23 protein-coding genes and 3 pseudogenes are annotated in these 20,814 nt (G+C 55.2%); 3 read left to right on the top strand and 23 right to left on the bottom strand.

The genetic code is table 11. From position 1 onward, the window contains the following. Positions 1–29: 29 nt before the first annotated feature. A pseudogene (locus ACQ4N7_RS13505) lies at positions 30–839 on the bottom strand (IS5 family transposase). 114 nt (positions 840–953) lie between these two features. Continuing rightward, entirely contained in the window at positions 954–1,517 is a 564-nt protein-coding gene (locus ACQ4N7_RS13500; RefSeq protein WP_430712028.1) for a Uma2 family endonuclease, read from the bottom strand. A gap of 94 nt (positions 1,518–1,611) precedes the next feature. Between ACQ4N7_RS13500 and ACQ4N7_RS13495 the strand changes: the two genes are divergently transcribed. From ACQ4N7_RS13495 to ACQ4N7_RS13485, 3 genes are read left to right on the top strand one after another with little or no spacing between them, the layout of a single operon-like run. After that, complete coding sequence (locus tag ACQ4N7_RS13495; RefSeq protein WP_430712027.1) at positions 1,612–2,784, top strand: glycosyltransferase; 1,173 nt, start codon at positions 1,612–1,614, stop codon at positions 2,782–2,784. A gap of 59 nt (positions 2,785–2,843) precedes the next feature. Beyond that, positions 2,844–3,398, top strand: coding sequence for a Uma2 family endonuclease (locus ACQ4N7_RS13490; RefSeq protein WP_430712026.1), 555 nt, complete (start codon positions 2,844–2,846; stop codon positions 3,396–3,398). A 50-nt stretch (positions 3,399–3,448) separates the two neighbouring features. After that, positions 3,449–3,880 (top strand): hypothetical protein, encoded by a 432-nt coding sequence (locus tag ACQ4N7_RS13485; protein ID WP_430712025.1) that lies wholly within the window; start codon positions 3,449–3,451, stop codon positions 3,878–3,880. A gap of 3 nt (positions 3,881–3,883) precedes the next feature. Here the strand turns inward: ACQ4N7_RS13485 and ACQ4N7_RS13480 are convergent, their stop codons facing one another. From ACQ4N7_RS13480 to ACQ4N7_RS13380, 21 genes and pseudogenes are all read right to left on the bottom strand, one after another. Beyond that, on the bottom strand, positions 3,884–4,276 hold the full coding sequence (locus ACQ4N7_RS13480) for a hypothetical protein (RefSeq protein WP_430712024.1): 393 nt from the start codon (positions 4,274–4,276) through the stop codon (positions 3,884–3,886). After that, positions 4,269–4,487, bottom strand: coding sequence for a hypothetical protein (locus ACQ4N7_RS13475; protein ID WP_430712023.1), 219 nt, complete (start codon positions 4,485–4,487; stop codon positions 4,269–4,271). Before ACQ4N7_RS13475 ends, ACQ4N7_RS13480 begins: the two co-directional genes overlap by 8 nt. A 3-nt stretch (positions 4,488–4,490) precedes the next feature. Further along, entirely contained in the window at positions 4,491–4,748 is a 258-nt protein-coding gene (locus ACQ4N7_RS13470; RefSeq protein ID WP_430712022.1) for a DUF3703 domain-containing protein, read from the bottom strand. Between the two features lie 11 nt (positions 4,749–4,759). After that, the gene (locus ACQ4N7_RS13465) at positions 4,760–5,386 is read right to left on the bottom strand and encodes a type 1 glutamine amidotransferase family protein (RefSeq protein ID WP_430712021.1); all 627 of its coding nucleotides are present in this window, start codon (positions 5,384–5,386) and stop codon (positions 4,760–4,762) included. Positions 5,387–5,603: 217 nt separating this feature from the next. Next, on the bottom strand, positions 5,604–8,363 hold the full coding sequence (locus ACQ4N7_RS13460; RefSeq protein WP_430712020.1) for a LuxR C-terminal-related transcriptional regulator: 2,760 nt from the start codon (positions 8,361–8,363) through the stop codon (positions 5,604–5,606). Positions 8,364–8,512: 149 nt separating this feature from the next. Next, positions 8,513–8,917, bottom strand: a complete 405-nt coding sequence (locus tag ACQ4N7_RS13455; RefSeq protein ID WP_430712019.1) for a DUF2127 domain-containing protein — start codon at positions 8,915–8,917, stop codon at positions 8,513–8,515. An 83-nt stretch (positions 8,918–9,000) separates the two neighbouring features. Then, entirely contained in the window at positions 9,001–10,335 is a 1,335-nt protein-coding gene (locus tag ACQ4N7_RS13450) for an MFS transporter (RefSeq protein ID WP_430712018.1), read from the bottom strand. A 421-nt stretch (positions 10,336–10,756) separates the two neighbouring features. Continuing rightward, positions 10,757–10,866, bottom strand: a pseudogene (locus ACQ4N7_RS13445) (VOC family protein); the annotation flags it as partial. Then, positions 10,832–10,912: a hypothetical protein gene (locus tag ACQ4N7_RS13440; protein ID WP_430712099.1), complete on the bottom strand. Its 81-nt coding sequence runs from the start codon at positions 10,910–10,912 to the stop codon at positions 10,832–10,834. The gene ACQ4N7_RS13440 and the pseudogene ACQ4N7_RS13445, both read right to left, overlap by 35 nt. 169 nt (positions 10,913–11,081) lie before the next feature. Beyond that, positions 11,082–11,594 (bottom strand): DUF1579 domain-containing protein, encoded by a 513-nt coding sequence (locus ACQ4N7_RS13435; RefSeq protein ID WP_430712017.1) that lies wholly within the window; start codon positions 11,592–11,594, stop codon positions 11,082–11,084. A gap of 240 nt (positions 11,595–11,834) precedes the next feature. Further along, positions 11,835–12,236, bottom strand: a complete 402-nt coding sequence (locus ACQ4N7_RS13430) for a VOC family protein (RefSeq protein WP_430712016.1) — start codon at positions 12,234–12,236, stop codon at positions 11,835–11,837. A 109-nt stretch (positions 12,237–12,345) separates the two neighbouring features. Next, the gene (locus ACQ4N7_RS13425) at positions 12,346–12,873 is read right to left on the bottom strand and encodes a GNAT family N-acetyltransferase (RefSeq protein ID WP_430712015.1); all 528 of its coding nucleotides are present in this window, start codon (positions 12,871–12,873) and stop codon (positions 12,346–12,348) included. Positions 12,874–12,968: 95 nt separating this feature from the next. Next, on the bottom strand, positions 12,969–13,544 hold the full coding sequence (locus tag ACQ4N7_RS13420; RefSeq protein ID WP_430712014.1) for a dihydrofolate reductase family protein: 576 nt from the start codon (positions 13,542–13,544) through the stop codon (positions 12,969–12,971). Positions 13,545–13,608: 64 nt separating this feature from the next. After that, positions 13,609–13,998: a DUF6463 family protein gene (locus ACQ4N7_RS13415; RefSeq protein ID WP_430712013.1), complete on the bottom strand. Its 390-nt coding sequence runs from the start codon at positions 13,996–13,998 to the stop codon at positions 13,609–13,611. Positions 13,999–14,077: 79 nt separating this feature from the next. Continuing rightward, positions 14,078–14,977 (bottom strand): RNA polymerase sigma-70 factor, encoded by a 900-nt coding sequence (locus ACQ4N7_RS13410; RefSeq protein ID WP_430712012.1) that lies wholly within the window; start codon positions 14,975–14,977, stop codon positions 14,078–14,080. A 28-nt stretch (positions 14,978–15,005) separates the two neighbouring features. Next, complete coding sequence (locus tag ACQ4N7_RS13405) at positions 15,006–15,617, bottom strand: FMN-dependent NADH-azoreductase (RefSeq protein WP_430712011.1); 612 nt, start codon at positions 15,615–15,617, stop codon at positions 15,006–15,008. A 165-nt stretch (positions 15,618–15,782) separates the two neighbouring features. Then, on the bottom strand, positions 15,783–16,367 hold the full coding sequence (locus ACQ4N7_RS13400; protein ID WP_430712010.1) for a GNAT family N-acetyltransferase: 585 nt from the start codon (positions 16,365–16,367) through the stop codon (positions 15,783–15,785). Between the two features lie 566 nt (positions 16,368–16,933). Continuing rightward, complete coding sequence (locus tag ACQ4N7_RS13395; protein WP_430712009.1) at positions 16,934–18,886, bottom strand: CHASE2 domain-containing protein; 1,953 nt, start codon at positions 18,884–18,886, stop codon at positions 16,934–16,936. Positions 18,887–18,916: 30 nt separating this feature from the next. After that, positions 18,917–20,074, bottom strand: a complete 1,158-nt coding sequence (locus ACQ4N7_RS13390; RefSeq protein WP_430712008.1) for a hypothetical protein — start codon at positions 20,072–20,074, stop codon at positions 18,917–18,919. Positions 20,075–20,162: 88 nt separating this feature from the next. Continuing rightward, positions 20,163–20,468, bottom strand: a complete 306-nt coding sequence (locus tag ACQ4N7_RS13385; RefSeq protein WP_430712007.1) for a hypothetical protein — start codon at positions 20,466–20,468, stop codon at positions 20,163–20,165. Positions 20,469–20,671: 203 nt separating this feature from the next. Beyond that, positions 20,672–20,814, bottom strand: a pseudogene (locus ACQ4N7_RS13380) (photosystem II q(b) protein); the annotation flags it as partial.

The following is a 20,814-nucleotide window of genomic DNA, read 5'->3' as shown; positions in this document are numbered from 1 at the left end:
ACCCGTGAGCCAGATTCAGGATTGAAGGTCTAAAGCCAGAGCATAATTGCCGCAATCGTCAGCATGGCGAGATAATTGACCGCTCGTTTCTCATAGCGTGTGGCAATGCGCCGATACTGCTTCAATCGATTTAGCGTACGCTCGACCCGATTTCGTTCTTGATAGGCGGCGCGGTCAAAGCGAGTGCCCTGGCGAGATTCATTCGCCCGGCGGGGAATCACTGCGCCAATCCCCCGCCGTCGCAGATAGTCACGAATGGGTTTGCCGGTATACCCCTTATCCCCTGCAACCCGTTTCGGACGGAGACGAGGACGCCCTGGTCCCTCTCGCTTGACGGCCCCTTGCTCCATTAATGGCTCAAACATCACCGCCTCATGACGCTGGCCGACTGTGAGCAAGAACGTCACCGGTTTGCCAGAGGCTTCACAACGGAGGTGAATTTTGGTACTGAAGCCACCTTGGCTATAGCCGAGAGCTTCTTGCTCGGCTGAACTGTCGCTAGCACCAGCGGCGTGCTGATGGGCTCGAATCACGCTGCCATCGACAAAATGGAGCGTTCAGCCAAACTCCCCAGCCGTATTGGCGTCCTGTTGTAATTGCTCCAGGATCTCAGACCAAAGTCCGCGTTTGCGCCAGGCATAAAATCGTCCTGATACGGTTTCCCATGCCCCATATCGGTCGGGCAAATCGCGCCAGGGGGCACCGGTGCGCAAGACCCAAAGAATGCCATTGATGGTAATGCGATGGTCATTAGGCGGTCGTCCGCCTTCGGGGCTCGGTTTAGGCATCAAGGGCTGCAAGCGTTGCCATTGATCATTGGTCAAATCTCGTCGTGAAATAGGATTGCGTTCTACCAAAGGCTGTCAGTTTAAGTGTACTAATCTACACTCCCATCGTATCGCAGGTTTTAAAACACTGCCTAGGAGGGGCAACTCTAAACCTAAACAGTCTATCTAGAAAAAGCTGCCTACCTGACAGAGAAACCCTGGCAGCAGTGGTGATTCAAGGTTGTCTGTTGCCAGTAGCGTCGCAATTCGCTGGAGCTGAGCGGCTTGGCGGCGATAGACTTCTACCTGCCGCAGTCGCCAGTTGGCAATCCAGTATTCCTGCACGCCCTGCTGGGAGTAGAGCTTGAGCTTGGCTTCGCGGTCGCGCCGCTCGTTGGTGCTGCCCTCAGAGAGCACTTCTACAATCAGTTCTGGTGCACCGCGCAGGTGGCCTTCGTCATCCGTCAGGGCGGCGAGGCGATCGTGGGAACTCCAAATCACATCGGGAATGACGTTGTCGGTGTCGGTAAAAATCAGTCCTGGGGCCAGGGACGGTTTACCCAACCCGCTCTGCTTTGACCATAGGAGCAACTGGGCATAGATCTCTCCAGCAGTATCTTGATGTTTGATATGGGGAGCGCGAGTCACGCACAGCTCCCCATCAATAATTTCGTAGCGCTTCCATTCGTCGGCGGCCAGAACCTCTAAATCGGCAGTCGTCCAGCGAATTTTGGGGTTGGCTTGAGCCATGGAAGTCTCCTGGGAGTGCCTTTTGCTCTAGCTTAGCGTCGTCAGCGATCGCGATCGCCTCTATGATGCGAAAGAATTAACCGCAGGCATGGTGATGGCGATCTTAGCGTTGAGCTTAACGAGTCTGGCCCTCCTAATCTGGGTTGGAATGCTGCTGTTTTGGGGCCAGTTTTGGCGGGCTGACCAGCGGCTTGATGCCGATGGCGTGACTCCTCTGGCCACCTGGCCCACGGTGGCGGTGGTGATTCCGGCCCGCAATGAGGCGGAGCTGATTGGGGTGGCGGTGCGATCGCACCTCACTCAGACCTACCCCGGCAACCTGTCCGTGGTGCTGGTGGATGATCAGAGCAGTGACGGAACGGCGGCGGTGGCTAAGGAAGCGGCGATCGCAGTAGATCGGGGCGATCGCCTGACCATCCTCCCAGGCGCAACCCTCCCTCCCGGCTGGACGGGCAAGCTCTGGGCGATGGAGCAGGGCTGGCGCTACCTGGCATCGCAGATTACCCCGCCCGACTACGTGCTATTTACCGATGCGGATATTGAGCACGATGCGACCAGCACTCAGCAGTTGGTGAGTAAGGCCGAGGGCGACAGGCTCGATCTGGTATCGCTAATGGTGCAGCTGCGCTGCGAGAGCGTTTGGGAACGGCTGCTGATTCCCGCCTTTATTTTCTTTTTTCAGATGCTCTACCCCTTCCCCTGGGTGAACAACCCCCAAAAACGAACCGCAGCGGCAGCGGGAGGATGCGCTCTGATCCGCTTTAGCGCTCTACAGCAGATCAACGGTCTCCAGGCCATTCGACAGGCCTTAATTGACGACTGCGCATTGGGAGCAGCGGTTAAAGCCAATGGACCAATCTGGCTCGGCCTCAGCACCACCATCCACAGCCTGCGCCCCTACCCTGATCTGCACAGTATTTGGAATATGGTCGCCCGCAGCGCCTACACGCAGCTCAACTACTCACCCTGGCTGCTGGTCGGCACGGTGCTGGGCATGGTGCTCGTCTACCTGGTCTCGCCCCTCGGCGTAGGTTTGGGGCTGGTTTGGGGCAACCCGACCCTGGCGCTGACCGGGTTGGCGGGGTGGTTGTTAATGGCTCTAGCCTACTGGCCCACACTGCGCCTCTACGGCGGTAATCCTCTATTAGCTCTGGCGCTGCCGATCATTGCGCTGTTCTACACGCTGATGACGCTCGACTCGGCGCGACGGCACTGGGCAGGTCAGGGTGGTGCCTGGAAGGGGCGAGTCTACAGTGATATGGGATAGGGACTCCTCCCAACAGCACCTCTATACTGATAGCGAGAGGATGATTAAGTGAGCTTGCGATGAAAACCCTCGCTAAATGGTCTGTAGACGACTACCACCGAATGATCCAGGCGGGCATTCTACAGACGCGCCGGGTCGAGTTGCTGAGGGGAGAGATCGTTGAGATGAGTCCAGAAACCCCGATCCACTACACGACTGCAAAACAGGGGGCAAAATACCTGGAAACACTGCTGGCAGGGAAGGCCGAGGTTCGCTTCAATGGCCCCATTACCCTGGCAGATTCTGAACCAGAACCGGATATTGCCGTGGTTCGCCTGCCCGAATCGACCTACTGTAATCGCCATCCGCACCCCGAAGATATTTTTTGGCTGGTCGAGGTTGCTCAAACGAGCCTGAAGCAAGATTTGAGCATTAAAACCGCTATTTACGCCGCCGCCGAGATTCCCGAATATTGGGTTGCAAGTCTATCGACAATGCAGGTCACGATATTCAGGCAGCCGATAGCAGGCCAATACAAACAGCGAACAACCGTACAAGACGGCAGCATTATTCCCCTGGCTTTTGAGAATGTAGCCGTCTCCGTCAAACGATTGCTCGCCCAAACGAGCAGTTGATTGATTTGTTAGACGGCGTTGAAGAAGGATTTTGAGTTTTGTGAAGGCCAATGGAAAAACAGCTTAACCTTGACCTAGTGTGGGGCGGGTACTATGCATCGATCTCATCTGATGACGGTCAAGTATCCGTATTCCGCATGCTTGACTTCAACCGTGATGCGTATCATGCAGCTTTATTCGCCGAAAAACTCACTGACACACCAACTCTAGAACAATTGAGAGACTTGTTTCCCTCTATTGGTCATGTTCCAATCGATGCTCGATCATTATTGCTAAATGATGATTTACAGATGATTGCCCGTAAAGAATTGTCTCACTCCGATCTGGAGGGCTATATTTACTATCTTGAGGCTCATGAAGTACCTCAAGAAGAAATTAATGATCTGGTCGAAAGAATTTTGGGCTTTAGCCGAAACGAGCTGCCGCTACACCTTTGTCTGGAAATAATTGAGGATCAACTAGTAATCTCTGAACGAGAATAAGGTTTAGAGGCGGATGATTTCGATTGTGCGCCGCGATCGCTGAAAACAGACATCAAATTCCCGAAAGAAGTTTGTTTGCCCAAGAATAAAGGGTATCTGAGAGACTTGTGCCCAAGCAAATGCCAGGCGAACAGGTTCTAGAGTCCCGATCTGAACATGCGCAAATAAGCCTCGTGCTTCAACCGTTGCCAGATTTCCAGCTAATGGCAACCGAACGGTTTGTTCTTCCCAAATTGCACCTAATTGAACCCCAATGCTATAAGTCAATAGATTGACGGTAGACCCAGTGTCTAGCAATGCATTCGCGGAGATAGAAAAGTCAGCATGACTCAGAGCAATAGGAATCGTCAGCAATGCTTCATCAGCAGAAAAAGGAAATTCGATCGTACTAGGCATGAGTAGATGCCTCTCGGTCATCCTGAATCATCTGCATCAAAACATTTGCGGCTTCTGTTGCGTCGTAGGGTGACCAAATCGGGTACTCTGATGCAGAAAAGATGATTTGTAGTTCAGCGTCTGGGATTTGTACTGCTGAGAGTTTGAAGAGTGATAATTTGTCTGACTGGCTCAGATCGTTCACCAAAGGAATTAACTCAGCAAGAGACATAGCTTAATCCCCCAAGTCATACGAGAGGGGAAAGGCCAGTAGGGTCGGCATAATCTGTCCTTTAATTTCTTTGAAATCCTGTTGTTGCCAGGCCAGAGTGAGCATGTGCCAGTGAGCGACGGTGTGGGCGATCGCATCTTTCTGCCCCAGCAGGTGAGCCCGCTGTAGAGCCGTCCAGGCCGCCGCAACGTTTTGCTCTGCGGTGGCTGATTTTGCCCTGGCAAGTTCTGATTTAAAGTGCTGCCGGATAGTTGCTTTCATCGGTTCCTCCGCTAAGGTTGGGGTGAGGCGGTGAGCTGCTGTAGCGTAAAATAGTAAGCCGGATCACCGGTCTTAAAAAGGCCAAACCAGGCGTCTAAAACGGGCGAATCATACAGATCGAGCGCTTTAAAGATGTGGTAGGCAAATTCGATTGGAGCCGTTGAATTGGCCGTAATCACGTTGTCGGCGGTGACGGCAGGCTGGTTTTGGTAATGGGCTGCACCACGATAGCCGGTGGCTTGCAAATATTCGGCAGCATTGCTGGTATGGGGGCTGTCGTCTAGAAGCCCGGCTCGGGCTAGTCCGGCGGTCGCTCCACAGATTGCTGCGATCGGGATGCCTGTTTGGAGAAAAGCCTTAGCTGTTTCTAGAATCGGAGCGTTTTTGCCATCGTCCCAGGCTTCACCACCGGGCAAAATCAGCATAGCACCGGCCTCCACTTCGTCTAGGGATACATCGGGCAGAATGGTGATGCCGCCGATGGTGGTAACGGGGTCACTGGATAGCCCCAGAGTCTGCACACAGTAGCGTTTGGGACGTTTTTGGTAGGCTGGGTTGTTGATGGCTGCGATCGCATAGCCCGTCTCCCAGTCAGCCAGGGTGTCGAACACGAAAAGATAAACAATCTGTTTTTCCATAGAGAAATTCTCAATTCGGGTTTAGCCGAGAGAGGTTGCACCCTCCTGTACAGCGCCAGCGACGACATCAGTCACAACTGTTGGCCAAGCGTCCGCTTGATTAAAGGGAACCGTATCGTCGTCACGTCGGGTCACGCGTCCGATAGCGTTTTAGTATGGCGCGATCGCTCCACCGACTCACTAACCAAAAGGATAGATCCTGAAGCTTGAGCTGCTGCTACTGTAAGATTCCTAATTCCCTGGCTTTCGCGACGGCTTGAGTACGGTTTTTGACCGCCAACTTGCCGTAGATGTTGCGGGCGTGCCATTTGACGGCGGCGAGGCTGACGTATAGATCATCGGCGATCGCCTGGTTGGTCATGCCCGTGGCCAAATAGGTTAATACCTCCAGTTCGCGATCGCTCAGGGGTTCCACCAGCGGCTGCACCACAGCAGGTTTCTGGGCTGGCTGAAGCTCAAAGATTGCCAGTAATCTCACTACTTCTTTAGTCTGAACTCTGCTGGAAGCAGCGCAGGCAAGCAGGTCTGCCATCGCTTTCCCTTCATCTAAAAACAGACGCATATCGTTATCCTGATGCGGGATTTCTAACGCTTGTTGCAGGTAATTTAAGGCGCGCGATCGCTCATCCTGTACCTGCCAAATCAGCGCCTGCAACAGCAGGGTTTCCATCAGGCGCAGGGTGCGCCCGCCCGCTTGGGCCTGGGCTTGCAGGCGGGTGAGCAATCGCAGGGCGGTTTGTAAAGGCGGGGCCGATGCGGTCTGCTGCCCCTGGGCCAGCAGCACCCTGGCGTAGGTTAAGTAAATGAGTTCAGCGGCGGTGGGACATTTCTCAGTGGTGTTGTAGTGCAGGTCATCGTCCACGGTCAGTCCGCTGCTCTCCACCCAGGCGATCGCGGCATTGAGATTGCCCTCAACCAGGCACAGTCGGGCCTTGCAGGCTGCGACCGGGAGAATGGTTGGCCAGAGCCAGACCTGACACCGCTCGGCCTGGCGAATCGCCGCCCAGGCCGCCGCTAGATCGCCCTGGGCCTGACGCACCCGCGCCAGGGTGATGTAGCCCATCATCAGGCCGGGCTGCTGGTTTGCAATGGCGCGATCGATGCTTTGGCCGAGATGGTGGGCGGCGGCGTCTAGCTGATTTTGCTGCCGCAGCAGATCGGCTAACGCCACCTGCACCAGAACTCCGGCATAGGTGGCGAGCCAGCGTCGTTCTGTCGCCAGGTCTAACCCCTGCTGGCAGAGGGCGGTGGCTTCAGTGAGCTGTCCGCGCAGGGCGAGAAACTGAGCCTGTAGGTAAAGCCCCGCGATCGCCGGATCTGCCGCCCCCCGCGCGCGACCAATCCGGCTGACCTCCGGCAGCAACCGCTGGGCGGCATTGTAGTTGTCATCGACAAAATAGGTGACGCCCAAATTGAGCAGAATCAGCGATCGCAGCCAGGAATAGTTTTGGGGCAACAGCTGTAGCGCCTTTTCCATAAAGGCGGCTGACTCAACGTTATTCCCCTGCTGTCGGGCCTTCATTCCCTTCAGGGCGACCACCAATCCCCAGAGCTGATCGGTGTTTTCCGTCTCGGATATGTTCTTTTCGAGCAGTTGCTCCATCTGTTCAATAACGGCAACCGCCTCGGCAAACTGGGAAGCGGTAAACCCCACCCAGGCCTTTGCCGCCAGCAACCAGGGACGGGCCTGAACCAGGTCGAGGGGCAGCGTCGCCAGGGCATCACTCAGCACCACGGCATCCAGTCGCGGGTTTTCGCTGGTCTGCATTTCCCGCTCGATTAGCTGGGCGGCATAGTCAAAGGCATCGGCGGCGATCGCGTGGTGCAGGGCGTCGGCCACGTAACCCTGCTGCTCATACCACTGGGCCGCGCGGCGGTGGCAGCCCAGAGCCAGATCTGGTTCCGTCCGCTGGAGCTGGTGGCGCAGGGCCTCGGCAAACAGGTGATGGTAGCGATACCAGGTGCGCTCGTCATCCAGCGGCACTACAAACAAATTCTGCCGATCTAGCTGCTCCAGGGCCTGGGTGCTGCTAACCGCCGCTTCATCCACCACGGCGGCACAGAGGCTACCGCACAGCTGCTCCAAGATCGCCGTTCGCAGCAAAAACTGCCGCACGGAGGGCGGTTGGCGGTTCAACACCTCCTCCACCAGATAGTCCAAAATGTATCGCTGAGTGCCGCCAAAGGTTGCTAGCAGCGCTGTCGGGCTAGCCGACTCCCGCAGGGAGAGCATCGCCAGCTGCAGTCCTGCAATCCAGCCCTCGGTTTGCTGCTGGAGGGTCATCACCTGAGCCTCAGTGAGAGACTGCGGAAGCGACCGTTGCAAAAAGGTGGTAGCTTCGGCATCGGTGAAGCGCAGGTCGGTGGCTCGCAACTCTGTTAGCTGCGACCGCACCCGCCAGCGAGCCAGGGGGAATGGCGGATCGCTGCGGGTGGCGATCGCCATCCGCACCCCCGCAGGCAAATGCTCCAGCAAAAACCTCAGCCCCTCGTGGATAGTCGGAGCGGTGATCACGTGGTAGTCATCCAGCACCAGAATTAGATCGCTTTGCAGCTGGGTTAGCTCATTCAAGAGCGGCGTTAAAAAGACCTCAAAGGGGATCGGTTCTGGCGATTGCACCATCGACAGCGTGGCTTCTCCCAGCAACCCATCTGCCTTTTGCAAGGCTGCCACCAGATAGCTCCAGAAGCGCCTTGGGTTGTTGTCTCGCTCGTCTAGGGCCAGCCAGCCTACCGGCTGTTGGGTCTGCTGCGCCCACTCGCCCAGGGCTGTCGTTTTGCCAAAACCAGCGGGGGCAGACACCAAAATTATCCGACTGCTCACCCCCTGCTGAAGGGTTTGCAAAATGCGATCACGCCTCACCAGATGCGATCGCGGTGACGGTCGGTGCAGCTTAGTCAGTAGAAGCGGGGTAGCCACGCATTTGGCCTGGGTCAACGCCAGAACAGTATTACGGTAACGAATGGAATCGGTCATCGCCTATCCTTCTGCTTAGTGAAATGCCAGCGCGTCTACCCCAAAATGGGCATAACTAAGGAGAAGATTTCTGCCCCAAAAATCTGAGAAAAAATAATTTTTATAACCAGCAAAAATAGCCCTAGGGCAACCCAGTTTAACCAAGATACTCAAACTCTACCAAATGCCCTTTTTACAGAGACAGTATTTAAATAATACAGAATAAAACCAGAGAAAAAGATGCCGACAAAGGCTCCGACGATGTTGACTGCCTTAAACAAATTGATCAGGCTATAAATAACATTAATGAAGGTAAAAACTATGGCCAGAATCCGCCCCCAGCCTTTGAGATTAAATAGCCCGTAGCTTGTGAAAAGACCAGCTAAACCGCTAATGAAGATAACAACGCTAGCGGCTAACAACTCTCTCGTACTAATCTCTGTACCTGGCGTTGCGGCTGCATCAGCATTAAATATCCCGCCAAAAACTATGGCTGAGACACCCACGGTCAACACACCACCGATCAAGTGAATCATGGCAAGAATAGTGACGCCTGCGGGGCGTTGATTGGTCATGGCCTAAAACCTCAATAGGGTTAAAGTTTGCCTCGGTAATTTCATGGGATGTTATAATTTTTGAAAATGTAGCAATCAACATCTCAAGAAAGCTGCCTGGCCTCAAGTTGGAGATTCTCTGCGTAGCGCTTTTCATAATTTGTTGCCAGTCTGCGGTAGAACCGCGATCGCATCGCCAGCACCGTTACCACCAGCCCTACGCAGCCTGTCAGGGTAAATAACAGGGCAATGCCGCGATCGCTGCCGGTGCCAAACCAGGGGCCAATCCAATCGACCCCGACCCCGGTGGTCATGAAGGGAATAAACAGAAATTGGGCGATCGGGCCAATCATAAAGGCGGTAAGCGGTGAGGCCGCCTGCTCAATACTTTGGGCAAAGCCAAACACCCGTCCCTGGCGCTCCAGCGGAATCATCGTTTGTAAGATCATTTGCTCGGAAGCTTCCACCACGGGAATTAGACAGAGATACGCCAGCAACCCTACCGCTAGCAAAACAATCGACGGCTGAATTGTGAAGCCCATGGCCACTATCCACATCACAATGTTGGACAGAAACATGGTTTTTAGCGGGCTTTTACCCAGCCCAAATCGGGCCACTGCCAACCCGCCAACAATAAACCCCAAACTCAAAACTCCCCACACAGTGCCCCACACCTGTACCGACACCAGAGATAGCCCGTAGGCATCCATCAGCGACATAAAGACGCCGCCCAAAAAGTTGTTGAAGCAGTTGAAGAAGATCAGCGCAAATAATCCGGGCACCAGACGAATCACCTGAATGGTGCCTCGAATATCAATGTGATTGAGCTTTGCCTCGGTCTGAACAATTCGCTTTTCAGGAATGGGGATAGTACACAAATGGAGAATGGTCAGAACGGTGAGCGCGATCGCCATCACCAGCATCCAGTACATACCTAAAAACCCGATTGCCAGCCCGCTTACAATAGAAGCCGCCAAAAAAGCTACCCCATTGACGGTGCCCACCAAGCCATTGGCTTTGTCGCGTTCCGCTTCAGAAATCAGCACCGTTACCAGGGTGGGCAGGGCAATGGTGCGCAGGTTCCCGGCGATCGCCCCCATCAGCGCCAAAATAATAAATGCCCAGAGAATGGCGCTAGATGCGTCGGCAAAAACAGCCGCTGGCGTAGATACATAAACTAAGTAGGCGATTGCATACATTACCAGCGAACCAACACTGGAAATCAGCAGGGCCGTTTTTTTGCGGTAGCGATCGACCAGTGAGCCTAAGAAAAAGCCAGAAATGGCGACAGTAACCAGGTATATCCCGGCCATTACCGAGGTCGCCAGCACCGACTGCGTTTGCAGGTAAACCCAAAACGTGACCCCAAACCAGACCAAGGTGTTGGTTAGGCTTGCCACCAATGAGTTAGCTAAAATGACGTAGAAAACGGGTTTCATCAATACTATGCAGTAGAGGTCTGGGATAAGTAGCGTTGGTTAGCGGTGGGCATTGCCCACCCTACAGCTGCATAAACCAGGGTTTATCAGTCTTCACCTAAAGCTATCGCCACCAGCGCTGGTGGCGATAGTGGGACTGCTCCAAATAGGGGAACGGGCATCGCTGTAGTAGCGCTGGTCTAGCCAGATTCTGAGGTCGGATTCTGACAGGAATGCTCACATGGAAGAGTTTATTGCCCTCGTAATTACCCCCATCGGATAGCCAATTCCTCAGTTAAAACGAGGTGCTTTAGCCACCTCCGAGCAACCTGAATCGGCCCCCATCCATGTTTTTAGGTGTTTTGCGGCTTTGTTAAAGCATCAACGACAGATTTGTAGTATACATACTACAAATTAATGTTGCAAGATTTTTACCAATCAATCACGCCGTTGAGGGCGTCATCCATTGCACCAGTTGAATCACCACCCGTTGGGGTCGCTCACCTGGAAGAAGCGCTCACCCTGGGCTTCGGTCTCGATGGGTGTGGCGATCGCCCCAGGGTTCATCGCGCAGTTCCACCTCAATCGATACCCCCATTGCCGCAATGCGCTGATGCTCGGCACTGGCATCGTCCACATCAATGAAAAGCAATTCAGAGGAGTTGCTGCTGTGGGGTTTCTGGCAAAACTAAAATTCACAATCGTCAAAGCTCCTCGGGTGCCTCAAGCCAGAGAGGGACGCAGCCGAGGAGCTGTTTGGGCAACCGCTACTGGCGGTGGTAGTTGGCCGTCATAAACTGCTGCCACTGGCCGTCATCGCTTAAGAAAAAGGAGGTCAGTACCCGGTGATCAGGGCTCTTGAATTCGATCACGTCTTTATACTGGCCCATTTTGCCTTCGCCAGTCATGACTGGGCCTTCAGATTGCAGAGTGAGCACCCGCTCGGCAGCGTCGAGTTCGCCGTCGTAGACCCAGAGGTGAGCCATCATCGACCCCACCCAGGTGCCGACAAAGCGCTGTTTTTGAGGGTTATAGCCGAGCGTCATCATGGTGGTGGCGGGGCTGCCGCACATTTCCCCCTGGCCTTCGGCGACTACCCACAGGTCACCCAGAGATTTCACGCTCTCTGTCCCTGTGGATGTTTCCATGGGCTGGTCTGGTCCTGCCATGCCGTCAACCTCATAGGCCCAGTCGCCTACGAGTTGTTGAAGCCACTGATGTGCTTTTGTGGGCTGCTCTACTGCCGGTTGAGTTTGTTGCAGGTCAGTTGTAGTAGTCATTAGATTTCTCCTTGAGTTATCGCTTTTGAGGGTAAATGCCTGCATGTCATCGCTGAATACGACATGCAGACATCCGATTTACGCGGTGAAAAACTAATTGCTGCGTAGATTATTTTTAGAGAACTGATTCTCTAATGATGGGCATTGCTACAGCGTCCGGAATGTTTGAGCCAAATCGGAAAATTCTTGCTTAGAAATCTTCTCAATTGACCGTCAACGAGCCGGTTTTTCGACCTGGACCTACTCGCAGTTGATCATCCAGGGAATGCCAAATTTATCGACTGCCATACCAAACCGCTGCGCCCAGAAGGTTTTTTCGAGGGGCATTTGAATGGTGCCGCCTTCGGCTAGAGCTTGAAAAACATGCTCGGCTTTATCGGGGTCAGGAATTTGCAGGGAAACTGAAAAGCCTTTGGGCGCATCGTATTGCCCAGGAGGGCAGTCAGAGCCCATGATCGCCCAATTGCCCAAGGTTAGCTGGGTGTGCATGATTTTGTTGGCAAACTCGGGGGACACTGCGCCCTCGGCAGGGGAACCGGCGAAGGTCATCATGTCACCTAGCTCTCCCCCTAAGACCTGGTGATAAAACTTGAAGGCGGCTTCGCACTGACCATCGAACATCAGGTAAGGGTTAACTTGCATAACGGTCTCCTTGAATGAATGACATTTCTGGCTCTACCCATTAGTCGAACGCCGGGAGGCAAAATCGACAGGGCGACCAATCATTTACCCCAAATAATGTATTGCCCAGCTAGGGAGACTGGGCGTTGATCTCAGACCAGGTGGCCCGGTCTAGGCGATAGACCGAGCAGTCGTCGTCGCCAAAGCGGCGGTGCTCCAAAAACTTGAACCCCAGGCGTTGGTAGAAGCGGTGGGCGCGGGTATTGCTGGTCAGCGGGTCAATTAGCACCGCCGTCACCTGGGGGTCGGCAAAGCAGCGGGCCAGGGCCAGCCGCATCATGGTGGTGCCGTAGCCCTTGCCCAACTCGGTGGGTTCGCCAATCCAGATGTCGATCGCCCGCAAATTGGCGGGCACATCGCCCCAATAGTGGCTGTCTTCCTGGGCCGGGTCAATGATTTGAATAAAGCCAATGGGGCGACCATCTAGCTCGGCAATCAGCTGCTCGCGCCAGGTGGGGGTGCGGGCTAGCTCAACCTCCCACTCCCAGTCGTCGTTGGGGTCGGCGGCAATCACCTGGGGCTGCTCATCCCAGCGACGGAGGAGGCTCACATCGGCTAGGGTGGCGGGCCGCAGGGCAATGGTGTTTGACTCAGACATGGTGGGTACCGGCTGGGGCAACGTCGGCTAACCGCCCAAATACTATAGTTCTCACGTACTATTTTGTGGGCAGACGAAATGAATCTTCAAAAGCGTTACTTCAAGCGGTAGTGAAGTCGCACTACGCCGTTGTCGTAGATGGTGCGATCGCACAGCGTCAGCGCCGTTTGCTCAATCCCATGGGCAAATAGGGGAATGCCCACCCCCATCAAAAACGGGTTGACCTTCAAAATCAGCTGATCGATCAGGCGGTGGGCAAAGAGCGTGGCGGCGAGATCTGCCCCACCGCAGAGCCAAATGCCCTGGCCGGGTTCGTCTTTCAAACGAGACACAAATCCGGCGGCATCGGTTGAGATCAGCTCTACATGTTTATCGGGGCTGGCTGGCAAGCTGCGCGAGAACACATACTGCTTGAGGTGGGAGTAAGGGCTGGTCACGCCCTCGTTGAGGCCGACTTCATAGGTCTTGCGGCCCATCAGCACCGTGTCGAACCACTTGTTCTCGCTGGAGATACCTAGAGCCGCACGAAAATGAGTCGGCACCGTTTCAGGAAAGTCGCTGAATAAGTCCTGTAGATAGGCTTCATCTTGAGAAAAGCCGTCGTGGGAGCCGTCGGGGTGGGCAATGAACCCATCAACACTGCAAGCGACAAAGTAGGTCAGTTCTTTCATGCTGCTGCTCGTTCTTGATTAATAGGAGGCATCGTTCGTTATGGGCTCTTAAACGTTTTGATGATTAGTCTGGCAACGCAGCGCTAGCTCGCGAGGCTAGCACGGTGTTGATGGCTACAGGCAGTACCAGCCAAAGGCCGGTATCTAGATCTAGACCGATGCCAAAGAGGGCGATCGCCAGCAGCCCCCACCCTACAAAAGCTGGCAAAATGTGGTCGAGGCGATGTTCAACCCAGTAACATAGACCACCACAAAGCATCAGAAAGATTCCAGCCAGCAGGAACCAGTAATACCCCCAAAGGCTGAGGGTCTGTGGTTTAGCGGCATCGAAAACACCTGAAGCCGCAATATCCTGCCAAATGCCTTCAAAGCCGATCAGCCCTGGTGCGATTAGACCGATCAGGCTGTGAAGTAAGGCGATCGCCATGATTGCAAGTCCACTGATTTTTTGCATCAATTCTCTCCATTTATCTGCTTAAAATTTGACCGCATGATTCTGTAATCGATTAGTAGATAGCAGATCTATTAGCGATCTAAAAAGCTGAGAAAACATGTTGCTCGGAAGCTATTTTTTGCTTTAACAGCATCAGTTTGTCTGGACTGCCCTGCGTATAAATGGTCTGAATGCGATCGCCAGAAAAATCAAAGGTATACACATAGGAAAGCTGCTCATCAACAAACTGAAGTATTCCTGACTGCCCATTAATCTCGACTGAATAATCTCGCGTCGAAGGGGGTTTGTGACGACGAATATTTAGCAATAGTCGAGCAACTTTGACCGCCCCTTGGACAGGCTTTAGAGCGGCCGCCACCTTACCGCCACCATCTGAGCAGAAGGTAATATCTTCGGAGAGCAACCTGATCAAGCCCTGCAAATCACCCTGCTGGCAAGCTCGAAGAAATTGCTGTACGAGTTGCTCCTGCCGCTGGGGTGAAACCTCGAAGCGAGGCCGCTGGGACGTGAGGTGTTGGCGTGCCCGTCGCACCAGTTGCCGACAATAGGTGGGGGTTTTATCCACCATGCGCCCCACATCACTGTAGTCATAGTCAAAAACTTCCCGGAGTAGAAATACAGCTCGCTCTAGAGGCGAGAGGTTTTCCATCAACATTAAGAAAGCTGTTGAGAGAGTATCGGCCAGCTCCACCGCATCGGCTGGATCTGACGTTTGCTGGGTCAGCATGGGCTCAGGTAGCCACGGCCCAACATACTGTTCTCGCCGCACGCGAGCAGAGCGCAAATGGTCGATACAGAGACGGGTAACGATCGTTGATAAATAGGTTTTGGCAGAGTTTACCGTTACCCCTGCCGTTTTTTGCCAGCGCAGAAAGGTTTCTTGCACCATATCTTCCGCATCGGCAACCGTCCCCAACATTCGGTAGGCAATGGAAAACAGTAAAGGACGGTATTGGTTGAATGTTTTCAGATCACTCATAGAAATTTAGACGACTCAACACATCGTACTAAGCAGCAATTAGGTCAATGGCGTGGGTACGTGCCTTAGAGATTGACTCAACATCATTGCCGACATAAATGAAAGTGATATCGGTAATGCCGATAAACCCAAACACAGTAACCAGATAGGGATCGTGATGATTCATGGCCTCGTACTGCCCACCAGGGTGATACTCAGCGGCTCCTCGAGATTCGATGACGAACATTTTCTTACCCAGCACTAGAGGCTTAAATCCATGGGTAGAGTCGTCTGTGCCATAGATGACCGTGCGGCCGACCCGCACAATCTGGTCAATATACGATTTGAAAACCCCAGGAACACTGAAGTTATACATCGGAACGCCAATCACGTAGATATCGGCGGCCAAGAATTCGTCTACGAGCTGATCGCTGAGGCGAATCGCCTCCCACATCTCAGGCGTGCGCTGTTCGGGTGGCGTAAACGCTGCCGCGATCCACAGTTCATCGACGTAGGGAACAGGTTGGTGGCCCAGGTCTCGATAGGTGACGGTATCGCTAGGGTGAACTTGCTGCCATTGGGCAACAAACTCGCGCGTCATGCATCGAGAGTGCGAGCGCTCCCCTCGCGGGCTGGTATCAATGTGTAATAGATGTACCATGGCGATAGTTCTTTGATTAATTGGGTCAAAAGCATTCATATGCATTCATAGGACGAATCAGGCTGGCTTGGTGTGACAGGCCAAGCCTGAGGTCGCTGATTAGTTTTTTTGAAGATGGATACTCTCTCGTGCCAAACAGCGTTTAAAGGCGAAGTGTGCTGGAAATCAAGCATATTCACGCAGATATTGCCGATTGCCCTGGGCCGGGCTCAGGCGATCGCTTACCAGCAAACCATACAGGTGAGAATCTGAAACTTCGTCGCTGACCATCCAGCGATCGCGCAGATGCCCCTCGTTGAGAAAGCCTAGACGGTCTAAGGTCTTGGCAGAGGCTTGGTTTCTGGGGTCAATTTCGGCCTCAATGCGGTGCAGTTTGAGTTCGGCGAAGGCGTAGTCAATTAACGCCGATAGCGCCTCATGCATAAAGCCTCGCCCCCAGGCTGAGCGCGCTAGAGCATAGCCCAACTCTGCCCGCCGACACTGATGGTTGAAGTTAAATAAGGTGCAGGTGCCAATCAGCTGGGCCTCGGCATTTTTCTCAATGCCGAGCTGCAAATAGCTGCCGGTACGACGGGCCTCAAAATCGTTAGCGATCGCATCCCTAGCTTCCCCCACATGTTCCCAGGGGGCCGTATTCCAATAGCGCATGACGGCAGCATCAGAAAAAATGCTGTAAAGCACCTCAGCATCTGTTTCACCGAGGGGTCGCAGCCGCAGGCGCTCAGTATTTAACGTTACGTAAGGGATCATAAAACCTCCCATTTTCGTTGTGTAGACAACTAATACTGCAAGGCATAGGTATAAAAGGAAAATTCCAGGCACGCAAGGTTTTTACCCTGGCAAACAGTTTGACGGCTGGCTGGCGATCGCCCAATCAGCTCCTTGATGATGGTGTGCAAACTGCTGCCGAAACTTGAGGGGCGTCATCATAGTTGTTCTGAACTCGTTGATTGGGTTATTTTCCTAAGTTATGCGTGAGCTGTACCTAACCAAAAGAATAGGACCTTGAAAGTACGGACAGACTTGCTTGGGCAGTTAATCGCCTGATAGAAGGGCGATCGCGGCATTCGCTCCTGCTTCCAGGCGACTATTCAAGCGCTAAGGGCATGACGGCGAGAGTGACTGTTGCCCCAAACTTGGACCACTGGATGTCAGACCGCTGACCAGCGTGTCAGTTGCCAATTGAGCTAATGACATGCTCTCTGTCTGATCAGCAATGGGCAACTGTTGCTCAATCAGCAGCATAAACAGGCCGTACACCAGCGACCAGGTCACCCAGGCCAGCTGACGCAGGTCGCCCGCCTTAACCAGCTGTATCAGGTCGCGGGGGGCTGGGTGGGAATGGTGATTGCCTTGGGCTGGCTAAGGTGCTGAACCAGATCGGTTTGCACCTGGTGGTATAGCTCATCGCTTTCGCCCTTGAGGGCGACGACGCCATACACCTGCACCGCTTCCTGCTCGCGTCCAGCCAAAAAGTGGGTGCCGTGGTCTACGGTCACAATGTGGTCTTTGACCAGGTCGTAGCAGGGCTCGGTAATCAAAATATCGGTGCCGATCAGTTTGGTCAGCCCCTCGATGCGGCTGGCCACGTTGACGGTGTCGCCAATGGCGGTGTACTCCAGCCGCTGCACCGAGCCCACGTTGCCTACCACCAGCTCGCCGTAGCTAATGCCAATACCGTTAAAAAGCGGCGGCAGCCCCTGGGCCACCAGCGTGGTGCGCAGGGTCGCTAAAACCTTTCGCATCGCCAGGGCAGCGGCTACGGCTCCCAGGGCATCCTGCTCTGGCCCGAGCGATTTAGGCGCGCCAAACTCGGCCATTACCGCATCGCCAATAAACTTGTCAATGGTGCCTCGGTACTCCAAAATGGCGGCCACCATGACATCGAGGTAGGTGTTGAGCAGGCTGACGGTTTCTTCGGCCCCCAGCTGGTACGAGATGCGGCTAAACCCGCGAATGTCTGAAAACAGCACCGCCGCCTGAAACCGCTGACCCACGGTGAGGCTGGTGAAATCTTCGGGCTGATTGAGAATTTCCTGGGCCACCGAGGGGGCCACGTAGCGCTCCAGGGTGCGGCGCAGGCGTTGTTCTTCGAGCCGGTTGCTGACCGCTCCGGTGGCGATGTAGGTGACACCGCCCATACCCAGACAGGCAACAGGAATCGCGACGGGCACCAGGCGATCGCCCTGCACCATCAGCAGGTAGGCCAGCCCTCCCCAAGCGGCGATCGCGCCCAAAAAGCCCGCCAACCTGGGCACCGGCTGAGTAAAGCGGTAGCCCAACCCCAGCCCAATTGCGCCGATCGCGATCGCCGTCAGCAGTCCCTGCACCAGCGGATTGGGGATGGCCGCGCCGAGGGTTTTGCCCGCCATCAGCGCGGCCAGGGCGTGGGCGTGAAGCTCGACCCCCGGCATGGTGTTGTCGATGGGGGTGCGCTTGCGATCTTGAAACGACTCAGCCATCGGGCCAATCAGCACAATTTTGCCCTCAAACTGGTCGGCAATCAGGGGCCAGTTGGTGGGGTCGAGCACCTGCACAAACGACACCACCGGAAACGTCCCCGCCGGGCCGTAGAAAAAGAGATCCTGACTTTGGCGATCGGGCTTGGGTAAGTCGGCGGCAGCCAGGGCCGCCCCGGCCAGGGAGGGTAAGTTATCGTCAAAGCCGTGGGTCTGCCGCAGGGTGGCAATGCCGCGATCGGGGAAGGTCCGGTACTTGCCGTCTACATCGGCCTCCAGGTTAATTAGCCCCACTTGGGACTGGCTGCTGTAGATCGGCTCCAGCAGGTTGGTAAACAGGCCAAAGTCGCTGCTCGATACGTCGTAGGCGGCGGCCAGGGCAACGCGATCGCCCCACCGGGCCAGAGTTTCTTCTAGAGCATCGTCGTCGGCGGGGCCGTAGCCGCTGGGGTCGACCAGCAGCACGTCAATGGCCACCGCCTTCGCGCCAGCGGCCATCAGCTGCTCGATCGCCTGGGCGTAGGCCTGTCGCTGCCAGGGCCAGATCGCCAGCGGAGCTAGAAAGGGATAGCGCTCTGGGTCGGCCCGGTAGAGATCGCCCTGGCTGAGAGAGTACTCGTCAATGCCCAAGATCACGATTTCCTCAGGGGGCGGCACCGGCCCCCGCAGGCGCAGCAAAAACGACTGAGCCTGTCCCTCAATCAGCACAATCCACGGATGCTGGGAGGTGAGGGCGATCGCCCCAAACACGGCCCAGCTCACCATCAGCCCGTGCCCCAGCTGAAACAGGCGGCGGTAGGACTTAACCACGGCAACCATCCCCTAGCATTTGGCCTCGCTCTAAAACGGGAAGGGAAAACGAATCGGCGGACTGGGAATTGACGGCACCCAGTAGTAGGGCAGCGGCACCCCGGGAAACAGCTGCTCGAACGATCGCCGCAGGTTGGCCATGCCCGGTATTTCAAGCGCAAAGCCGTCAATCAGCGGACCTTCTAGCAGGTCAATAAAGTCCTCGGGCGACAGGGGTAGAATGACCGCCTCGTCATCTTCGGCATCGATAATCACCTGCTGCCCCTCCGCGATCGTCAGGGAGTCATCTGCGCTAAAGTCCACGGTTTCTCCGTCAGCCTCCTCAGCATTCCCCTCGGGCAAAGCAGAATCAGAATCTGCGTCGCTGCTCGGTAAGCCATCCTGCTTGAGCTCAGCCTGGGCAGCTACTAAAAGTCTCTCAATAGGCTTAGTGCGGGAGCCCATGGGTCCTGTCGTGGGGCTAGCGGGCGGGGTAGATGGATTGGGCTCTAGAGGCGGGTCAAAACCTGGGCTTCCTGGCCCTGTGGTAGGTGGCTCAATGCCTGGGCTGGTCCCCGGGGAATTGATCCCAGGACTGGCGGGCGGCTCCATCGGGTTGACAAAGGGGACTACCGGGTCGTTGCCCGGCACCACCGGGTCAAGGGATGGATCGAGGGGGTCAAAGTCGTCTGCCATCGGGTCAGCCGTCACCGGGTTGAGGTTGCGTTCGACTACTACCTCCCCCTCAAACACCTGAATAATCGTCTCGCCCGCCTCGGTCACCTCGATGGTATAAATTGTGCCCCGCACCCCGGCTACAGTGGAGGTCGAGCAGCCGTTGAGCGTGCCGTTGACCAGCAGCGTGCCCCGGTTGAGTTGAGCACACTGCCCCACCACCAAACTGGAGTTGTGGGCCAGGCGCGCGACAGCCCCGCTGTTAAACCGCAGCGAGGCACGGGCGGCTCGTGTTCTAACCTGCTGCCGCTGCTGGGCCACGCTGTTGACCTGGGCCGCGCGGTTCTGAATGTAGACCTGGTTGCTGTCTAAAATTTCGGTGACGGTGGCGGCAGAGTTGGCCTGCGCCTTAGCCTCGTACCCCGGTGCCGCCAGCAGCAGGCTACCCACCAGAGCCGCCCCCATCAGCCCGACGAATTGCCCCCAGCGGGTGCTAGGCCTGAACCGGAACTCCTGTATCAAAAAAGACGCCATCATAAACTCCACTGAGTTGCCTGATAGGATTTATACACAGGCAATTCCCCCAATTCAGCAGAGATTGCGAAACTTAACTTGTAGTTTTTCAGCTAAAGATGTCGGGCTGGTCATCGTTATGGACTCGACCCAGGTGGGGCAGAGCCGCCGCCACCGCCTCGGGCGAGTCGACAATCATCTGGAGCAGGTCATAGGCTGCGATCTGCTTTCCGGTTTGGGCAGAAATCTGGTGGGCGTAGTAGCGCACCTGAGCCATAATGCGAGGCTCGGCCTGGCGCAGGTACATGCACAGGCAGGCGCGGGCCTGGGCATCTGAGTCGCGGCCTAGAAAGAAGGCCATAGCCGCCAACAGGTGGCGTTCGTAGTCGGGCAGCGCTTGAGAATTGAGAGACATATCGCGGTTGTGCAGAGTACCCCTATGACATTAGCCGTTGTCAGGGGGCATTTACTGGTGATATCTGCGATCGTGTAGAGTATCTGTCGGGTCACAGCCGCCTAGGAAAGGAAGAGATTCAATTTAAATCATTAGCAAAAACGAAAAAAGCGCTCCCGGTCGGGAGCGCTTTTTTCGTTACTCAATCAATGGACTAGCAAAGCCTAGCCGATGATTTCAGGAGCCTCAGCAGTGGCCAGGTCCAGGGGGAAGTTGTGAGCATTGCGCTCGTGCATCACTTCCATACCCAGGTTCGCCCGGTTGATGACGTCAGCCCAGGTGCCAATCACTCGTCCCTGAGAATCCA

It is taken from the genome of Nodosilinea sp. AN01ver1, assembly GCF_050565655.1.
Lineage (GTDB): Bacteria > Cyanobacteriota > Cyanobacteriia > Phormidesmidales > Phormidesmidaceae > Nodosilinea.
Note: the sequence above shows the minus strand (reverse complement) of the source record. Positions and strands in the feature narration are given on the sequence as shown.

Excerpts from the sequence above, each read along its gene's own strand:
- ACQ4N7_RS13500 (WP_430712028.1), bottom strand. The coding sequence starts at position 1,517 with ATGGCTCAAGCCAACCCCAAAATTCGCTGGACGACTGCCGATTTAGAG.
- ACQ4N7_RS13495 (WP_430712027.1), top strand. The coding sequence starts at position 1,612 with ATGGCGATCTTAGCGTTGAGCTTAACGAGTCTGGCCCTCCTAATCTGG.
- ACQ4N7_RS13490 (WP_430712026.1), top strand. The coding sequence starts at position 2,844 with ATGAAAACCCTCGCTAAATGGTCTGTAGACGACTACCACCGAATGATC.
- ACQ4N7_RS13485 (WP_430712025.1), top strand. The coding sequence starts at position 3,449 with ATGGAAAAACAGCTTAACCTTGACCTAGTGTGGGGCGGGTACTATGCA.
- ACQ4N7_RS13480 (WP_430712024.1), bottom strand. The coding sequence starts at position 4,276 with ATGCCTAGTACGATCGAATTTCCTTTTTCTGCTGATGAAGCATTGCTG.
- ACQ4N7_RS13475 (WP_430712023.1), bottom strand. The coding sequence starts at position 4,487 with ATGTCTCTTGCTGAGTTAATTCCTTTGGTGAACGATCTGAGCCAGTCA.
- ACQ4N7_RS13470 (WP_430712022.1), bottom strand. The coding sequence starts at position 4,748 with ATGAAAGCAACTATCCGGCAGCACTTTAAATCAGAACTTGCCAGGGCA.
- ACQ4N7_RS13465 (WP_430712021.1), bottom strand. The coding sequence starts at position 5,386 with ATGGAAAAACAGATTGTTTATCTTTTCGTGTTCGACACCCTGGCTGAC.
- ACQ4N7_RS13460 (WP_430712020.1), bottom strand. The coding sequence starts at position 8,363 with ATGACCGATTCCATTCGTTACCGTAATACTGTTCTGGCGTTGACCCAG.
- ACQ4N7_RS13455 (WP_430712019.1), bottom strand. The coding sequence starts at position 8,917 with ATGACCAATCAACGCCCCGCAGGCGTCACTATTCTTGCCATGATTCAC.
- ACQ4N7_RS13450 (WP_430712018.1), bottom strand. The coding sequence starts at position 10,335 with ATGAAACCCGTTTTCTACGTCATTTTAGCTAACTCATTGGTGGCAAGC.
- ACQ4N7_RS13440 (WP_430712099.1), bottom strand. The coding sequence starts at position 10,912 with ATGGGGGTATCGATTGAGGTGGAACTGCGCGATGAACCCTGGGGCGAT.
- ACQ4N7_RS13435 (WP_430712017.1), bottom strand. The coding sequence starts at position 11,594 with ATGACTACTACAACTGACCTGCAACAAACTCAACCGGCAGTAGAGCAG.
- ACQ4N7_RS13430 (WP_430712016.1), bottom strand. The coding sequence starts at position 12,236 with ATGCAAGTTAACCCTTACCTGATGTTCGATGGTCAGTGCGAAGCCGCC.
- ACQ4N7_RS13425 (WP_430712015.1), bottom strand. The coding sequence starts at position 12,873 with ATGTCTGAGTCAAACACCATTGCCCTGCGGCCCGCCACCCTAGCCGAT.
- ACQ4N7_RS13420 (WP_430712014.1), bottom strand. The coding sequence starts at position 13,544 with ATGAAAGAACTGACCTACTTTGTCGCTTGCAGTGTTGATGGGTTCATT.
- ACQ4N7_RS13415 (WP_430712013.1), bottom strand. The coding sequence starts at position 13,998 with ATGCAAAAAATCAGTGGACTTGCAATCATGGCGATCGCCTTACTTCAC.
- ACQ4N7_RS13410 (WP_430712012.1), bottom strand. The coding sequence starts at position 14,977 with ATGAGTGATCTGAAAACATTCAACCAATACCGTCCTTTACTGTTTTCC.
- ACQ4N7_RS13405 (WP_430712011.1), bottom strand. The coding sequence starts at position 15,617 with ATGGTACATCTATTACACATTGATACCAGCCCGCGAGGGGAGCGCTCG.
- ACQ4N7_RS13400 (WP_430712010.1), bottom strand. The coding sequence starts at position 16,367 with ATGATCCCTTACGTAACGTTAAATACTGAGCGCCTGCGGCTGCGACCC.
- ACQ4N7_RS13390 (WP_430712008.1), bottom strand. The coding sequence starts at position 20,074 with ATGGCGTCTTTTTTGATACAGGAGTTCCGGTTCAGGCCTAGCACCCGC.
- ACQ4N7_RS13385 (WP_430712007.1), bottom strand. The coding sequence starts at position 20,468 with ATGTCTCTCAATTCTCAAGCGCTGCCCGACTACGAACGCCACCTGTTG.